This is a genomic window from Corynebacterium sp. Marseille-Q4381, from assembly GCF_036881695.1.
In the GTDB taxonomy this organism is placed as follows: Bacteria; Actinomycetota; Actinomycetes; order Mycobacteriales; family Mycobacteriaceae; genus Corynebacterium.
This window is the reverse complement of record NZ_JBAJNR010000006.1, coordinates 148,724-162,966: the sequence shown is the minus strand read 5'-3', so window position 1 is coordinate 162,966 and position 14,243 is coordinate 148,724. Positions and strand designations below refer to the sequence as shown.

General features: G+C 65.4%; 20 protein-coding genes, 3 tRNA genes and 1 pseudogene. 12 read left to right on the top strand and 12 right to left on the bottom strand.

The genetic code is table 11. The features are described 5' to 3' along the window. Positions 1–2: 2 nt before the first annotated feature. Entirely contained in the window at positions 3–1,376 is a 1,374-nt protein-coding gene (locus V6D40_RS06920; RefSeq protein ID WP_334289627.1) for a nicotinate phosphoribosyltransferase, read from the bottom strand. Between the two features lie 97 nt (positions 1,377–1,473). Between V6D40_RS06920 and clpS the strand changes: the two genes are divergently transcribed. The 8 genes from clpS to rdgB are packed head-to-tail and all read left to right on the top strand — an operon-like array spanning position 1,474 to position 7,098. Beyond that, the gene (gene clpS, locus V6D40_RS06915; protein ID WP_334289650.1) at positions 1,474–1,761 is read left to right on the top strand and encodes an ATP-dependent Clp protease adapter ClpS; all 288 of its coding nucleotides are present in this window, start codon (positions 1,474–1,476) and stop codon (positions 1,759–1,761) included. Positions 1,762–1,784: 23 nt separating this feature from the next. Continuing rightward, positions 1,785–2,324 (top strand): DUF2017 domain-containing protein, encoded by a 540-nt coding sequence (locus tag V6D40_RS06910; protein WP_334289626.1) that lies wholly within the window; start codon positions 1,785–1,787, stop codon positions 2,322–2,324. Continuing rightward, on the top strand, positions 2,324–3,274 hold the full coding sequence (locus V6D40_RS06905) for a P1 family peptidase (RefSeq protein ID WP_334289625.1): 951 nt from the start codon (positions 2,324–2,326) through the stop codon (positions 3,272–3,274). Before V6D40_RS06910 ends, V6D40_RS06905 begins: the two co-directional genes overlap by 1 nt. A 12-nt stretch (positions 3,275–3,286) precedes the next feature. Next, a complete protein-coding gene (locus tag V6D40_RS06900) occupies positions 3,287–4,123 on the top strand; it encodes a rhomboid family intramembrane serine protease (protein WP_334289624.1) in 837 nt (278 codons plus the stop codon). Then, positions 4,117–4,956, top strand: a complete 840-nt coding sequence (gene murI, locus V6D40_RS06895; RefSeq protein WP_334289623.1) for a glutamate racemase — start codon at positions 4,117–4,119, stop codon at positions 4,954–4,956. Before V6D40_RS06900 ends, murI begins: the two co-directional genes overlap by 7 nt. Next, positions 4,953–5,726: an MBL fold metallo-hydrolase gene (locus V6D40_RS06890; protein WP_334289622.1), complete on the top strand. Its 774-nt coding sequence runs from the start codon at positions 4,953–4,955 to the stop codon at positions 5,724–5,726. The genes murI and V6D40_RS06890 overlap by 4 nt, the downstream gene beginning before the upstream one ends. Positions 5,727–5,746: 20 nt before the next feature. Further along, complete coding sequence (gene rph / locus V6D40_RS06885) at positions 5,747–6,484, top strand: ribonuclease PH (RefSeq protein ID WP_334289621.1); 738 nt, start codon at positions 5,747–5,749, stop codon at positions 6,482–6,484. A gap of 2 nt (positions 6,485–6,486) precedes the next feature. After that, positions 6,487–7,098, top strand: coding sequence for an RdgB/HAM1 family non-canonical purine NTP pyrophosphatase (rdgB, locus tag V6D40_RS06880; RefSeq protein ID WP_334289649.1), 612 nt, complete (start codon positions 6,487–6,489; stop codon positions 7,096–7,098). Here the strand turns inward: rdgB and V6D40_RS06875 are convergent. Next, the gene (locus tag V6D40_RS06875; RefSeq protein WP_334289620.1) at positions 7,076–7,435 is read right to left on the bottom strand and encodes a DUF3817 domain-containing protein; all 360 of its coding nucleotides are present in this window, start codon (positions 7,433–7,435) and stop codon (positions 7,076–7,078) included. The genes rdgB and V6D40_RS06875 overlap by 23 nt on opposite strands. Further along, the gene (locus V6D40_RS06870) at positions 7,432–7,884 is read right to left on the bottom strand and encodes a hypothetical protein (protein ID WP_334289619.1); all 453 of its coding nucleotides are present in this window, start codon (positions 7,882–7,884) and stop codon (positions 7,432–7,434) included. Before V6D40_RS06870 ends, V6D40_RS06875 begins: the two co-directional genes overlap by 4 nt. A 79-nt stretch (positions 7,885–7,963) precedes the next feature. On the opposite strand from V6D40_RS06870, the gene V6D40_RS06865 reads away from it, so the two are divergent. Beyond that, positions 7,964–8,048 (top strand) — tRNA-Leu (locus tag V6D40_RS06865). Between the two features lie 18 nt (positions 8,049–8,066). Here V6D40_RS06865 and bcp read toward each other — a convergent pair. After that, the gene (bcp, locus tag V6D40_RS06860; protein ID WP_334289618.1) at positions 8,067–8,540 is read right to left on the bottom strand and encodes a thioredoxin-dependent thiol peroxidase; all 474 of its coding nucleotides are present in this window, start codon (positions 8,538–8,540) and stop codon (positions 8,067–8,069) included. Between the two features lie 73 nt (positions 8,541–8,613). On the opposite strand from bcp, the gene V6D40_RS06855 reads away from it, so the two are divergent. Beyond that, positions 8,614–8,889: a DUF3618 domain-containing protein gene (locus tag V6D40_RS06855; protein ID WP_334289617.1), complete on the top strand. Its 276-nt coding sequence runs from the start codon at positions 8,614–8,616 to the stop codon at positions 8,887–8,889. A gap of 81 nt (positions 8,890–8,970) precedes the next feature. Continuing rightward, the gene (locus tag V6D40_RS06850) at positions 8,971–9,576 is read left to right on the top strand and encodes a DUF305 domain-containing protein (protein ID WP_334289616.1); all 606 of its coding nucleotides are present in this window, start codon (positions 8,971–8,973) and stop codon (positions 9,574–9,576) included. A 4-nt stretch (positions 9,577–9,580) separates the two neighbouring features. Here V6D40_RS06850 and V6D40_RS06845 read toward each other — a convergent pair. Then, positions 9,581–10,150: pseudogene (locus tag V6D40_RS06845) on the bottom strand (isochorismatase family protein). Positions 10,151–10,212: 62 nt separating this feature from the next. Beyond that, positions 10,213–10,285: transfer RNA gene (locus V6D40_RS06840), tRNA-Lys, on the bottom strand. Between the two features lie 178 nt (positions 10,286–10,463). Here V6D40_RS06840 and V6D40_RS06835 point away from each other — a divergent pair. Beyond that, positions 10,464–11,666 carry a L,D-transpeptidase gene (locus tag V6D40_RS06835; protein WP_334289615.1) on the top strand — a complete coding sequence of 401 codons (1,203 nt, stop codon included), beginning with the start codon at positions 10,464–10,466 and terminating at the stop codon, positions 11,664–11,666. Between the two features lie 39 nt (positions 11,667–11,705). On the opposite strand, the gene V6D40_RS06830 is transcribed toward V6D40_RS06835, so the two are convergent. The 6 genes from V6D40_RS06830 to V6D40_RS06805 form a co-directional block, all read right to left on the bottom strand. Next, positions 11,706–11,781: transfer RNA gene (locus V6D40_RS06830), tRNA-His, on the bottom strand. A gap of 49 nt (positions 11,782–11,830) precedes the next feature. Next, positions 11,831–12,463 carry an oligoribonuclease gene (gene orn, locus V6D40_RS06825; RefSeq protein WP_334289614.1) on the bottom strand — a complete coding sequence of 211 codons (633 nt, stop codon included), beginning with the start codon at positions 12,461–12,463 and terminating at the stop codon, positions 11,831–11,833. Then, positions 12,456–13,271: a mycolate reductase gene (cmrA, locus tag V6D40_RS06820; RefSeq protein WP_334289613.1), complete on the bottom strand. Its 816-nt coding sequence runs from the start codon at positions 13,269–13,271 to the stop codon at positions 12,456–12,458. Before cmrA ends, orn begins: the two co-directional genes overlap by 8 nt. Continuing rightward, a complete protein-coding gene (locus V6D40_RS06815; RefSeq protein ID WP_334289612.1) occupies positions 13,268–13,564 on the bottom strand; it encodes a MarR family transcriptional regulator in 297 nt (98 codons plus the stop codon). Before V6D40_RS06815 ends, cmrA begins: the two co-directional genes overlap by 4 nt. Then, positions 13,561–13,995, bottom strand: coding sequence for a hypothetical protein (locus tag V6D40_RS06810; protein ID WP_334289611.1), 435 nt, complete (start codon positions 13,993–13,995; stop codon positions 13,561–13,563). Before V6D40_RS06810 ends, V6D40_RS06815 begins: the two co-directional genes overlap by 4 nt. Next, positions 13,973–14,188 carry a hypothetical protein gene (locus V6D40_RS06805; protein WP_334289610.1) on the bottom strand — a complete coding sequence of 72 codons (216 nt, stop codon included), beginning with the start codon at positions 14,186–14,188 and terminating at the stop codon, positions 13,973–13,975. The genes V6D40_RS06810 and V6D40_RS06805 overlap by 23 nt, the downstream gene beginning before the upstream one ends. Positions 14,189–14,243 lie beyond the last annotated feature (55 nt).

The following is a 14,243-nucleotide window of genomic DNA, read 5'->3' as shown; positions in this document are numbered from 1 at the left end:
GCCTACTCTGTCGGCTCCGGGAAACCGACAAACTGCGTCGGGATGGCCGCCTCGCCGCGCGAGAGCGCCAGGCCTTCCCACGGCAACGTCTCGCGCGCCTTAGCGTGGTTCTCGCGCGCCGACTCAAGGTCGAAGGTGGCGTCGGTGACGGCACCGTCCTTGATCATCGGCACGGTCAGCTCCCGGTAGTCCAGGTTTGGCTTGCGGGAGATGTCTGCACCGCGCGGGGTGACAATCTCGGCGACCGCCACGCCGGAGGCGCGGTAGGCGCGCAGCGCGGTTTTTGCGCCGCCGTAGGTGCGCTTTCCGGAGGAGCGCTTCGCCACCGCGTGGCCCTCGACCTCAACCAGCTTGTACACCAGGCCTGCGGTCGGTGCGCCGGAGCCGGTGACTACGGAGGTGCCCACGCCGAAGCCGTCGACCGGGTCGCCGCGCAAGCCTGCGATGGTGAACTCGTCGAGGTCGGAGGAAACGATGATGCGGGTGTTGTAAGCGCCCGCTTCGTCCAGCTGGGCCCGCACACGGCGAGACATGATGCCCAGGTCACCAGAGTCGATGCGCACGCCGCCGAGTTCGGTGCCGGCAACCTCGAGCGCGTTTTCCACGCCTTTGGTGATGTCGAAGGTGTCCACCAACAAGGTGGTGTCTTTGCCTGCGGCCTCGATCTGGGCCTTAAATGCCGCCTTCTCGTCCGGCACGCCGTTCTCGTCCACGTGGAGCAGGGTCCACGCGTGCGCCGCGGTGCCAGAGGCGGGGATGCCGTAGCGCAGGGACGCCTCCATGTTCGAGGTCGCGTCGAAGCCGGCGATGTAGGCCGCGCGCGCCGCGGTCACAGCTGCGTGCTCGTGGGTGCGGCGCGAGCCCATCTCGATGATCGGGCGGCCGTCGGCAGCCGAGACCATGCGGGAGGCGGCGGAGGCGACAGCCGAGTCGGAGTTGAAGATGGACAAGATTACCGTCTCCAGCACGACGCACTCCGCAAACGTGCCGTGGACGGTGAGGATTGGGGAATAGGGGAAGTAGATGTCGCCCTCGCGGTAGCCTTCGACGCTGCCGGTGAAGCGGTAGTTGCGCAGGTAGTCCTTCGCCGCGTCCGAGAGGAACGGCGCGGTTTTGATCTGCTCCTCGGTGAAGCGGAAGTTCGAGATCGCGTCGATCACGCGCGCGGTGCCGGCGACCACGCCGTAGCGGCGCTCCACCGGCAGGCGGCGCGTGAAGACTTCGAACGCGCACTGCCGGAACGCGGTGCCCTCCTGGATCGCAGCGTCGAGCATGGTCAGCTCGTACATATCAGTGAAAAAGGCGGTGGATTCGGAGCAGCCGCTGGTGCGCGAGTCGCTCACCCGCGCGGGCGCCTTTGCCGTCTGATCGTTCATGGTGTGTAAGGCTACCCGGCTTCGCGGCTGAGAGCTCCAGCACACCTCGGGTAATGTGGGGCGCATGAATGCAATGCACCCGCGGATGGGCTCGCCGATGGCGTCGCCCGATTTGGACGAGGCGATCGAGGTTGATGTCGCCACGAGCGAGAATCTGCCGTGGATGTGCATCGTCTGGGACGACCCGGTCAACCTCATGAGCTACGTGGCCTACGTCTTCCAGACGGTGCTGGGCTACGACCGCAAGCGCGCGAACGAGCTGATGATGCAGGTGCACACGGAGGGCAAGGCGGTTGTGTCCTCCGGTGAGAAAGACAAGGTCGAAGGCGACGTGAAGAAACTGCACACCCACGGGTTGTGGGCCACGATGCAGCAGGCCGGGTAGCGAAAGCGGGGCGGGAGACAAAGATGGAGCAGTGGCGGCGCAAAAAGGGCTTGATGCGCTCGGGCGTAAAGTACTCGACTCGGTTCGAACCGATTGAACGCGAGCTGATCGGCGACCTGACAGCAACGGTCTCGGAAGCGCTGATCGCGCGCGCCCAGTCCGCGCCGAAGGACGAGTTCGCCGAGATGCTCGGTGTCTCCTCCGGCCACACCGAGGCGCCGCAGGACCCGCGTATGGCGCGCCTTTTGCCCGATTTTGAGCGCGAGGGCGACGAGGAGTTCGACGGCGACAACGGGCTGTTGCGCAGCTTGCACGAGAACGACATCATCAAGGCCAAGCTGCAGAACCTGCAGGTGGTCAACGAGGTGCTCGGCCCCACCGGCGGGGTGGAGGTAACAATCGAGCAGGACGACGCGCCGCGGTTTGTCGCGGCCCTCAACGACATGCGCCTCTACGTCTCGGAAGACACCTCCGGCGGCGAAGCTGCGCAGGAAAACCGCGCGATGCTTTTGGACTGGCTGGCGTTCTGCCAGGATTCGCTGCTGCAGGCCATGATGGATTGATGATGGGTAGAGCCGTGAACCTTCTTGTAGGGCACACCTCCCTCGGCGACACTGGCGTCACCGCGCTGGTGGCGGAGGACCCAGCGGGTATGGCCGCGGCCGTGGACGTGCGCGGCGGCGGGCCGGGCACGCGCGAGACTGATCTTTTGGAGCCCCACAACACGGTGGAGCGGATCAACGCGGTTCTTTTGTGCGGCGGCTCAGCGTTCGGCCTCGCCGCCGCCGACGGCGCGATGGCCGAGCTGGAGCAGCGCGGGGCGGGCTTCAAAGTCTTCGGCGACGAGCTGCCCGGCGGGCCCATTGTGCCGATCGTACCGGCTGCCGTGATCTTTGACCTCGCCGTCGGCGACCCCCACCACCGGCCGGGCCCGGACGACGGGGCGGCTGCCATTCGTGCGGCGTTTGCGTCTGACGGCGCGGAGCCGGAAACCGGCAGCGTCGGCGCCGGCTGCGGGGCGACCGCGGGTGTGCTGCGCGGCGGCTTCGGCAGCGCGCACGCCCACATCGGGCAGTACACGGTGTGGGCGTACGTCGTGGCCAACCCTGTCGGCTCTGTCATCGACCCGGTCTCGGGGAAGCTGTACGGCGACGCGTCTTACCCGGCGGTGGACCTCGAGGCGTTCCGGTCGCTGACGCGCCCCACCCCGAAGCTGAACACCACCATCGGGGTGATCGCCACCGACGCGCCGCTGAACAAAGCTCAGTTGAAGCGGCTGGCGATGACCGGCCACGACGGCATCGCGCGTGCCGTGCGCCCGGCGCATTCGCCGCTGGACGGAGACACGTTGTTCGCTGTCTCGGTGGGGGAAGGGAAGTTTGAGGGGGGCGTCGACAAGCAAACAATGCTCGGTGAAGCAGCCGCAGGCTGCGTGCAAGCGGCAATAGTGAACGCGGTGGTGACTGCCCGCACCGCCCACGGCGCGACAGCGTGGTGCGACATCGCGGGCTAAGCTTTAGCCTCGATGACGAACAACCAGTACTACCCGCCGGCCGGGTGGGGTTACGGCGATACCGGCCAGCCCGGCTACGGCAAGCCGTTCCAGCGGCCATTTTCCCACCCGGAGACCCAGCAACCGGCGTTCGCGCCGCTGCCCAGCCCGCAACCGGTGAACCCCGCGCAGCAGCAGCTGCAGGCGCGGAAGGCCAAGCGCCAGGCGCAGCGCCGCTCCGGCTGGCGTTTCGTGGTCCTCTACGTCGTGGCGATCTGGGCCGTGTTCCTCCTTAACGCGCTCGTGTTCGGCGGGAACCTGAACTACTTGGGCATCCACCCGCTGGATGTGTCGTCGCTGCCGTTCATCTTCACCTCGCCGCTTCTGCACGCCAACCTCGAGCACATCCTGGGCAACACCGTCGCCGGCGCTGTGTTTGCGTACCTGGTGGGGTATTCGGGCAAGCGTGTGTTCTGGGAGGTCTCCACGTTCGTGGTGCTCATCGGGGGCTTGGGCACCTGGGTCTTCGGCGGGATCGGCACCAACCACATCGGTGCCTCCGGATTGGTGTACGGCTGGTGGGCGTACCTGGTGGTGCGCGGCTTTTTCAACCGCTCTGGCCGCCAAATCATCCTGGGCCTCGTCCTCGGTTTCTTCTACTCCAGCCTGGTGTGGGGCATGTTCCCGGGCGACGCGGGTGTGAGCTGGCAGGCACACATGTTCGGCGCGATCGGCGGCGCCGTGGCCGCGATGGTGATCACCTCCGACGACCCGCCTGCGCTGGTGGCGAAGCGCCAGCAGAAGGACCTGGAGAAGCGGATGGCGCAAAACGAGCTGGATCAGCTGACGCGGCGGACGCAGGGATGGTGAGCCCGGTCGGCGCCGTCAACAACGCCCCCATCGGCATCTTCGATTCCGGTGTGGGCGGGTTAACTGTCGCCCGCGCCGTGATGGACCAGTTGCCGGAGGAGTCAATCATGTACATCGGCGACACCGCCCACGCACCGTACGGGCCGCAGCCGATCGCCACGGTGCGCTCGCACGCGCAGCGCATCGCCGACGAGCTGGTTGAACGCGGGTGCAAGATGCTGGTGATCGCGTGCAACACGGCCACGGCAGCTTTTCTTCACGACGCCCGCGAGCGCTACTCAATCCCCGTCATCGAGGTAATCCAGCCCGCCGTGCGCCGCGCGATGGCCACCACCCGCAACGGCAAGATCGGGGTCATCGGCACCCAAGGCACGATCACCTCCGGCGTCTACCAAGACCTGTTCGCACTCAACCCGAACGTTGAGGTCACCGCTGCCGCGTGCCCCGCGTTCGTGGAGTTCGTCGAGCGCGGGGTGACCTCGGGCCGGCAGGTCTTGGGCGTCGCGCAGGGCTACCTCGAGCCGCTGCAGGCCGCCGGCGTGGACACCCTCGTGCTCGGCTGCACCCACTACCCGCTGCTTTCAGGCGTGATCCAGCTGGCTATCGGCGAGCACGTCACCCTGGTCAACTCCGCTGAGGAGACATCCAAGGACGTGCTGCGCGTGCTCACCGAGCTCGACTTACTCGCCGCGCCTGCGGGCGCGCCGGGCCGCGAAGCACCGACGCGCACGTTCGAGTCCACGGGCGACCCAGTGATGTTCGACGCGCTGGCGGAGCGGATCGTGGGGCCAAGAGTGCACGCCGTGGGCATCCGTGGCACAGTAGGTCCATGAAGCTGACCATCCTCGGATGCTCCGGAAGTGTGGGTGCGCCTGGCAACCCCGGATCGTCCTACGTGGTTTCCACAGACGGCAACCCGGACGTGGTGATGGATTTCGGTCCCGGCGCGCTCGCTGCGATGCAGGAGCACGGGTTCGATCCGTCGGCGGCGCACGTCGTCTTCTCCCACCTGCACGCCGATCACTGCTCTGACGCCGCGTCGCTTCTGGTGTGGCGCCGCTACCACCCGGTTGCGCCGGCGCATGAGCGCCACCGCCTTATGGGCCCGAGCTACACCGCCGAGCACCTGGCGCTGATGGGCGCCGACGGCCCGAGCGATCCGACGGATATCTCAGACACGTTCGAGTTCACCTCCTGGACGCCGGGTGAGCCCGCCGTGTTTGAGGGTGTGACCATCACCCCGTTTTTGGTGGACCACCCGGCCGTGGAGGCGTGCGCGCTGCGCGTTGAAGACAAGGCGACCGGCAAGGTGGCCACGTACTCCGGCGATACCGGGTTCACCCCGTCGTTGATCGAGGCGGCACGAGGTGCTTCTCTTCTGTTCTGCGAGGCCGCGTGGGGCCCAATTGCCGACGGCCGCCCCAGCGGCATGCACCTGTCCGGCGAAGAGGCTGGCCGCGTCGCCCGCGAGGCGGGGGTGGAAAAGCTCGTGCTGGTGCACATCCAGCCGTGGACGGACAAGGAAGCGACCCGCCAGGCCGCGGCCGCGGAGTTCGGCGGCGAGGTTGTCGTGGGGGATGCGGGCGACGTCTTCACGCTGTAGCGCCAAGTACGCTTGGGGGCATGACTGAACCAGCAACGTTTACCCGTTTCGACGGCCGCGCGTTCGACGAGATGCGCCCGGTGCGCATCACCCGCGGCTTCACCTCCCACCCGGCCGGCAGTGTCTTAATCGAGTTCGGCCAGACGCGCGTCATGTGCACCGCGAGTGTGGAGGTGGGCGTGCCCCGCTTTAAGAAGGATTCGGGCGAGGGCTGGCTGACTGCCGAGTACTCGATGCTGCCGTCGGCCACGCACGAACGCATGCCGCGCGAGTCGATGAAGGGCAAGGTCAAGGGCCGCACCCACGAGATCTCGCGGCTGGTGGGCCGCTCGCTGCGCGCTGCGGTGGACTTAAGCCAGCTGGGCGAGAACACGATCCAGATCGACTGCGACGTCCTTCAGGCCGACGGCGGCACCCGTACCGCCTCCATCACTGGTGCCTACGTGGCGCTCGCGGACGCGATCACCGTGCTGAAGGAGCGCGGGGTGGTCCCCGGCGAGCCGCTGCTCGCCCCGGTTGCCGCGGTGTCCGCAGGGATTGTCGACGGCCGCGTGGTCCTCGACCTGCCCTACGTCGAAGATTCTGCCGCCGAGGTGGACTTGAACGTGGTGATGCAGGAGGGCGGCAACTTCGTCGAGATCCAGGGCACCGGCGAGCACGGGCTGTTCGGCCGCGCGCAGCTCGCGGAGATGCTCGACGTTGCCGAGAAGGGCTGCACCCAGCTCATCGCCGCGCAGAAGGAGGCGCTCGGGCTGTGAAAATGCTCGTCGCGTCGGGAAACCCGAAGAAGCTTCGGGAGTTAGAGCAGGTGCTTAAGCAGCAGGAGATCGGCGGTATAGAGCTTGTTTCGCTTGCCGACGTCCCCTCATACCCCGAACCCGCCGAAACCGGACTCACCTTCGCCGAGAACGCCCTGATCAAGGCCCGTGCCGGCGTAGCGGCCACGGGTCTCGCCTGCGTTGCCGACGACTCCGGACTCACCGTCGAGGCGTTGAACGGGATGCCTGGCATCTTGTCCGCGAGGTGGTCAGGCGCCCACGGTGACGACGAGGCCAACAACCGGCTGCTGTTGAACCAGATGGCCGACATCGACCACCGTGCGGCCGCCTTCGTCTCGTGCTGCGCCCTGGTCACACCGGCCGGCGAGGAGACCACCGTCGAGGGCCGCTGGGAGGGCGAGCTGCTGCGTCAACCCCGCGGCGAGCACGGCTTCGGGTACGACCCGATTTTTGCCCCCGCGGACGCGCCGGGGCAGTCCTCCGCCGAACTTTCCGCGGAGGCAAAAAATGCCCGCTCCCACAGGGGGCAGGCGTTGCGCGCGCTCGCGCCGGCGATCGCGGCGCTTGCCGCTACAGCTGGAACGTCCGGCTAACTTCCTTGCGCCGCTTCGCCTCCACGACGAAGGAAAGAAACGGCACCACGCCGGAGATGGCGGTGATGACCCACGTCGACGCCGGCCAGCGAGCGGTGGTGCCGAGGTTCAGCGATGCCATGAGGAACGCGATGTAGGCCAAGCCGTGCACGCGAGCGACCCATCCAAGCGCCGAGACGTCCATGCCGAAGCCGTACTCCAGCACCATGCGCAGCACCAGCAGAAGCAGCAGCACACCGGTCACCCACGCGGCGACGGAAAAGATTTTCAGCGCGGTGCGCACGCGTCGCTGGCGCTCGGGGTGGATGCGGGGTGCTGTCGGCTGCGGTTCTGTCATAGCTCGCGTTCTCCTTGTTTCGGGCGCTGACGTTTGGGCGTCAGCATCTCGTTGTACTCCTCGACGTCCACCTGGGGGCGGGCAGGCAGGAAGTCTTCGTCGATTTTCGTTTTGAGTTCTTCGCCGTCCTTGCCAAACTTTCGCAAGTCCGCCTCGTACAGGTCGTCCATTGCCTCGCCCGAGTTGATCGCGTCAATCTTCTCGTTCTCCATCCTCAGCCCCATGCGGTAGGCGTAGACGAAGAAAGCGCCAAAGAATGGCCACTGCAGCGCGTAGCCCAAGTTTTGGAACGTGCCGGTGCCGGACTGGTAGCGCTGCCACTGCCACCGTGCCAGCAACAAGGTGGTGATCACCGCAGCGATGAGGAGCAAGATGTGCCACGCGCGCACCCTAATTCGCTGGCGCTTCGGCGGCGTCTGCGTCTCGGTCGTTGCACGCGTGTCACTCACGTCTTCAAACCATACCCCCGCACTCTGTGCAGCCAAACTAAAGTTTTAGGCTTCCCTGTGTGTAGAGTGTTGTAGCACTGCGCCCGTGGCGGAATTGGCAGACGCGCTGGATTTAGGTTCCAGTGCCTTAGGGCGTGAGAGTTCAAGTCTCTCCGGGCGCACCACTTCTAGAGATATTCGAGCTAGATGCCCCAGTCGCGCAGAATGCGATCGACGTGGCCGGACGCGCGGACGTTGTACTGTGCCTGCTCGATGATGCCCTCGCCGCTGACGAGGAACGTGGAGCGGATAACGCCCTCGACAACCTTGCCGTAGTTCTTCTTCTCCCCGAACGCGCCCCATTCGCGCAGAACGTCCTTCGACGGATCGGAGAGCAGCTCAATATGCAGGTCGTGGTCGCTGCGGAACTTCGCAAGCGCCTCGGGTGTATCGAGGGAGATCCCGAGCACCTTGACGCCCGCGCTGTCGAACTCGGGGAACTTTTCCGTGAAGTCGCAGGCTTCGGTGGTGCAACCCGGGGTGTTCGCCTTCGGGTAGAAGTAGACGATCACGCGCTGGCCGAAAAAGTCCGCCAGCGAGACGGTCTCACCGCGGTCGTCGGTCAGCGAAAAGGCCGGCGCGGTGTCGCCGGGGGCAAGGCGGTTGTCGTTCGTCATGCATCCGTTGTACATGGTTTTCGATTAGTGTGGTTGCAAGTACTGACAAGCTTTGATTAGTAGGAGTTTTATCGTGGCACGAGACATCAACGACATCGAGCGCGACCTCGCCCGCACCCGCTCCCAGCTCGCAAGCACCCTTGATGAGCTGGCGGATCGCACCAACCCGTCCAACCTCGCGGACAACGCGAAGGACCAGGCCGCGTCGTGGCTGCAGGACGAGACCGTGCAGAAGGTGCTCGGCGGCATTGCGGCAGGTGTAGCGGCTCTTGCCGGTATCAAGTTCCTTAACGGCCGCAAGCGCAAGAAGGAGCTCAAGGAGCTGCAGCGCCTGCTTTCCCGCCGCTAAACGGTTAACCCCGACTGTGGGGTTGCTCACCGCCTGACTGGATCGACTGGCCAGGCGGTTTTTTTATGCTTGGATGTAGGTATGACCAATTCTGATCTGCAACCCGCTCAGCCGTCCCGCCGACCCCTCGTCGCTGGACTCGCCGTTGTCGCGGTGGTGGTGCTTCTGGCCGCCCTGCTCATCCCGCGCCTCGGCGGCTCCGACACGGCCGCTTCAGACGAGTACAACGACTTCGACGTTCACTTCCTCGGCATGATGGTGCCGCACCACGAGCAGGCGATCGAGATGTCGGACGTCCTTTTGGCCTCCGACGTCGACGACGAGCACGTCCGCGATCTGGCCCAGCGCATCAAGGACGGCCAAGAGCGCGAAAACGACCAGATGCGCGCATGGGCCGACGAGTGGGGCATCGACGAGGACATGGAGCGGCACTCGAAGCACATTGCCAACGGCATGTTCCATCCCGAGCAGCTAGACCAGTTCCGCGCGCTCAAAGGCGATCAGCTGCGCACCACGTTCCTCGAGTGGATGCACTTCCACCACGCCCACGTGATCGACATGACGCAGGGCGAGGTCGACGGCGGGGCTTACGAGCCCTTAAAGGATATGGCCCGCGAGATGATCGACGTTCAGACCGCGGAAATGGCTGAGATGGAAGACATCCTCGGCTACGAGCCGAGCATGTAGCGGGTTACACGATCTCGGCGCCGGCCGCGGCCATCTCCTCAAGCGCCGCTTGGCCGCGTGCCTCGTCCACGGGGGAGCACAGGTCAGCGAGTACGCGTACGGCAAAGCCCTCCTTCACGCCGTCGAGCACGGTGGCGCGCACGCAGTGGTCGGTCGCGATACCGACCACGTCGATCGCGTCGATGCCGTTTTCGCGGAGGAAATCTGACAGCAGCGCGCCGTCCGTGTTCTTACCCTCGAAGCCGGAGTAGGCGGCGGTGTACTCGCCCTTGCGGAAATATTCGGTGATCATCCCGGCGTAGGGGGCGTCGTCAAGCGGAGCTCGCATCGCGGAGCCCTCCGCATCGGCCACGCAGTGCACTGGCCACGAGTCGACGAAATCGGGGTTCTCCGAGAAGTGCGAGCCCGGGTCGATGTGCCAGTCCTGGGTGGCAAGCACGCGGGACTAGTTATCCTCAGCGCCATCGAGCAGATGCGCGATCTTGCCTGCGACCTCGTCGCCGCGGCCGGTCGCGAGGGAGCCGCCGGGGCAGAAATCGTTCTGGACATCAACAATCACAAGTGCGCGAGTCATGGGTAACAGTGTATAGACAAAACGAAGGCCAAGTTGAGAAAATCAACTTGGCCTTCGACCTGTGCGCCATCAGGGAATCGAACCCCGAACCCACTGATTAAGAGTCAGTTGCTCTACCAATTGAGCTAATGGCGCAACGGGATATGACTATAGCAGCGTGTTGTTTTAGTGTGAAATCGCCTGGTTAAACGACATTTCCTTCGTTGTGCAACGGTTTGGTTAACCAGCCCGGCAGAGTACTCATTTTGAGTGCCACCAACTAGGGTTGCATTGGTTGTGCGGGATTCCGCCCGCGGACGGGAAGGGGTGTCAGATGCGGACCAGGGTGACGGCGGCAGCGCTTACCGGTGTACTGGCTGGCGCGGCGCTGGCAGGCTGCGGCGGTGACGCAAGCGAGCGCCACGTTGCTGGTGCTGAAGCGGAGCTAAGTACCACAAGCGCAACCGCCGCGGCTACCACAACCGCGGCGGCGAAGCCCCCGACCATCTCTGTCAGGGACGGCGCGAGCGGGGTGGGGCCGTGGGATGGGGTGAAGGTGGCGTCGGCAAGCAAACTGCAAACCGTGACCATGGTCAACGAACAAGGGCGCGAGATCGACGCGGAATTCAACGACGACAAAACCGCGTGGGAGGTGGCAGAGCCGCTGGGCTACGGACGCACCTACACCGTTACCGCGAAGAACGTCGAGGGCAAGAGCTCTAGCGCAACGTTCACCACCGTCGTGCCGAGCCAGCAACTCACCGTCGCTGTCGGTCCCATTGACGGCTCGACCGTTGGCATCGCCCAGGCGGTTACATTCCGCTTCAACACGCCCGTGAAAGACACGAAGGCCGTGGAGGAGGCGATTACGGTGACCACCTCCAACGGCACGGAGGGCGGGTTCTTCTGGATCGACCCGTACGAGCTGCGCTGGCGCCCGAAGGAGTTCTGGGAGCCGCACACAGAGGTCTCCGTGGCGGCCGACATCTACGGGCACAAGTTCGGCGAAGGCTTGTGGGGCGGCGACGACGTGGAGATCTCGTTCACCATCGGCGACGCGGTCGAGACCGTCGTGGATAACGCCGACAAGACCTTGAGCGTGTACCGGGGCGGCGAGCTGGTGAGGTCGTTCCCCATTGCTCTGGGCCGCGACGGCACCTACGACACCCCAAACGGTACCTACGTCGTCGGTGACCGCCACGAGGAGCTTGTCATGGATTCGCGCACCTTCGGACTCGACCTGGGCAAGGGCGGCTACGTCACACCGGTCAAATGGGCAACGCAGTTGTCATACTCCGGCATTTACGTCCACGCGGCCCCGTGGGCCGCCGGCGCGATCGGGTCCAGCAACGTCTCGCACGGCTGCATCAACGCCTCCACAGAGGACGCCAAGTGGTTCCAGGACAACGTGCGCCGCGGTGACCCAGTGATAGTGAAGAACACGGCCGGCGACACGCTCACGCAGTACGACGGTCTGGGGTACTGGAACCTCGATTGGGAGCGCCGTTCGGGCGGATCCGAGGACCCGAACGAGTAAGGCCCGGCCTGCAACAACTGCAAGCCGGGCCTTAGCCTTTGGGGTGGCTGACGGGACTCGAACCCGCGACACCCAGGATCACAACCTGGTGCTCTACCAGCTGAACTACAGCCACCATCGCTGCCGTAAGGCAACTCCGACTACCTTAGTACGGGCGTCAGCGTTTACAAAAACGGCAGGTAAGCTTCGTGCGCCTCTGCAGCGGCGGCACGGGCCGCAGTCCCGTCGGGGCCTGGGGCGGGGGTGAACACGCAGCGTCGGTAGTAGTCCAGCTCTTGGATCGACTCGACGATGTCCGCCAGCGCGCGGTGCGCCATGCCCTTCGGCGGTTGGTTTTGATACGCCTTGGGGAACCAGCGGCGCGAAAGCTCCTTGATGGTGGAGACATCGATCATGCGGTAGTGCAGCGCCGCGTCCAGGCGCGGCATCTGCGCGCGGATGAAGGTGCGGTCCGTGGCGATCGAGTTGCCGGCCAGCGGCGCGGGGTGGGCGGGATCGCAGTGCTTCGCTATCAGCTCCAAGACAGCGTCCTCGGCCTCGGTGATGCTCACGGTCGACTCGCTGATTGCGGCCAGCAGCCCGTTCTCCGAGTGCATCCCGCGGACGAAATCGTCCATCTCTGCAAGCTCCGCCTCGGTGGCGTGGACGACCAAGTCGATGCCCTCGTCCAGAATGTTCAGCTCCGCGTCGGTGACCAGCGCCGCCACCTCCACGATGACGTGGCGCTTCGGGTCGAGCCCGGTCATCTCGAGGTCGACCCAGACAATCCGGTCGTCGCGTGCGGGTACGTCAGGCATGCTGTTCTTCTCCCATCTTTGCGTAAAAGCTGCCCAGAATAGGCGCGAGCGAGCCGCGCGGCGCGTAGGTGGACACCACATCCATCGCCTTCGACAGGGGGCCCGGCACCACGCGGCGCTTGTTCTTGCGCATGGCGCGCAGCGTGTCCTCGGCGCAGGATTCGTAGGTTGTCCAGAGGAAATCCGGCACGAGCTTGTCAATGAAGCTCTTGCTCGCCTCGTCGATGTCGGCGTCGCGCACGGGCCCCGGCGCGAGCAGGGTGCAGTGCACGCCTGTGGGCTTGAGTTCGTAGTGCAGCGACTCCGTGAACGTGTTCACGCCGGCCTTGGTGAAGACGTAGGTGGCGTTGTTCGGGATGGGGGAGTTGCCGGCGGCGGAGCCGACGTTGCACAGCGCCCCCTCGCCGCGCGGCACCATCTGGTCGAGCACGGCCTTAGTGATGCGGAACACTGCAGCCGCGTTCAGGTTGAACTGGTTGGTCTCGTACCCCCAGTCGGCCTGCATGAACGGCCCGAAGCTGGCTATGCCGGCAGAGTTCACGCAGATGTGGATCTGCTTGCTGCCAATGTGCTCAAGCAGCGCATCGACGTCGCGTTGCTTCGACAGGTCAGCGGCGAACACCTCCACGTCTATGCCATGCTTGCCCGCCAGCTCATCGGCGATGCGCATCAGCACGTCCTCGCGCCGCGCCACGAGGATCAGGTTGTGCCCGCCCGCCGCAAGTTTGCGGGCGATCGCTTCGCCGATGCCCTGGCTTGCACCGGTGATGAGGGCATAGTTGCTTATCGACGGCTGCGGGAAACTCATACCCCAACCGTACCCGCCCCCCGCTCGAGCCCGTCCACGTACGCGTTGTACGCCTGCAGCCCCGTGGTGGTCAGCGTGACCCAAACGGTGTTCTTCTCGGGCCGCGATCCGTACTCGAAAAACGTGGTGACGTGGCCGGCGGCCTCGAGTTCAGTAAGCGCCGCCGCCACCGCGTCGCCGCCCAGCCCGGTGAGCTCTGAGATGCGGCTGCGTTTCATCTCTTGGCGGACGCCGCCGTCCGTGGCGCCGGCGCCTTTGAGCGCCGCACAAATTTTCAGGGCATCGAAGTTCACGGCTTCGCCCGCTTCCACCACAAACCAAAGAAAACAGTCCACACCACAGCCGTGGCCACACCTGCTGCGATTGCCACTCCAAGGCTCGCGTGCGGCTGGCGGCGCATCATTGCTTGCATCGCGATGTTGAGCAGGAGAATGTACACCACGAGGCGCCAGTCCGTCGGAGGATCGGGGCGCACGTCTTGTTTCATCGCGGTGCGCACGGTCTTCTTGCCCGGGCGCTCGAGGACGACGACACCTGCCAGCAGCACCACGACCGCCGCGAAGGTGACGGCGGGCAGCTCCATCAGCGCGGACCCCACCACGAACCCGCAGGCCGCGCCGGTCGCTGCGATACCAGCCCACGGGACGGGGACGTCGGCCGCGCGGCGTTCAATCGCGCGCAGCTCCGCCAGCTGGTCCCGCTTAGTGATCAGTGTCCTCCACACCGAGACCGTCGGTGGAGCGCTCGTCCTGCACCGGGGTGTCAGCGCCGTCGGTGCCGAGGTCGCTTGCGCCCCGGGAGGCGTTCTGGTCGGCGTCCTCGAAGTCGTCGAAGGTCTCGCCGTTATCCGGCTCGTTGCCGATGCGGTGCACGGCAGCATCGAGCAGGCGGTCGGTTTCGCTGTTCGGGTTGGTCATGGTCTTTTACTCCTCACCCTCGTCGTCAGAAGTCTGCTCCTGCAGTTTGGCGGTT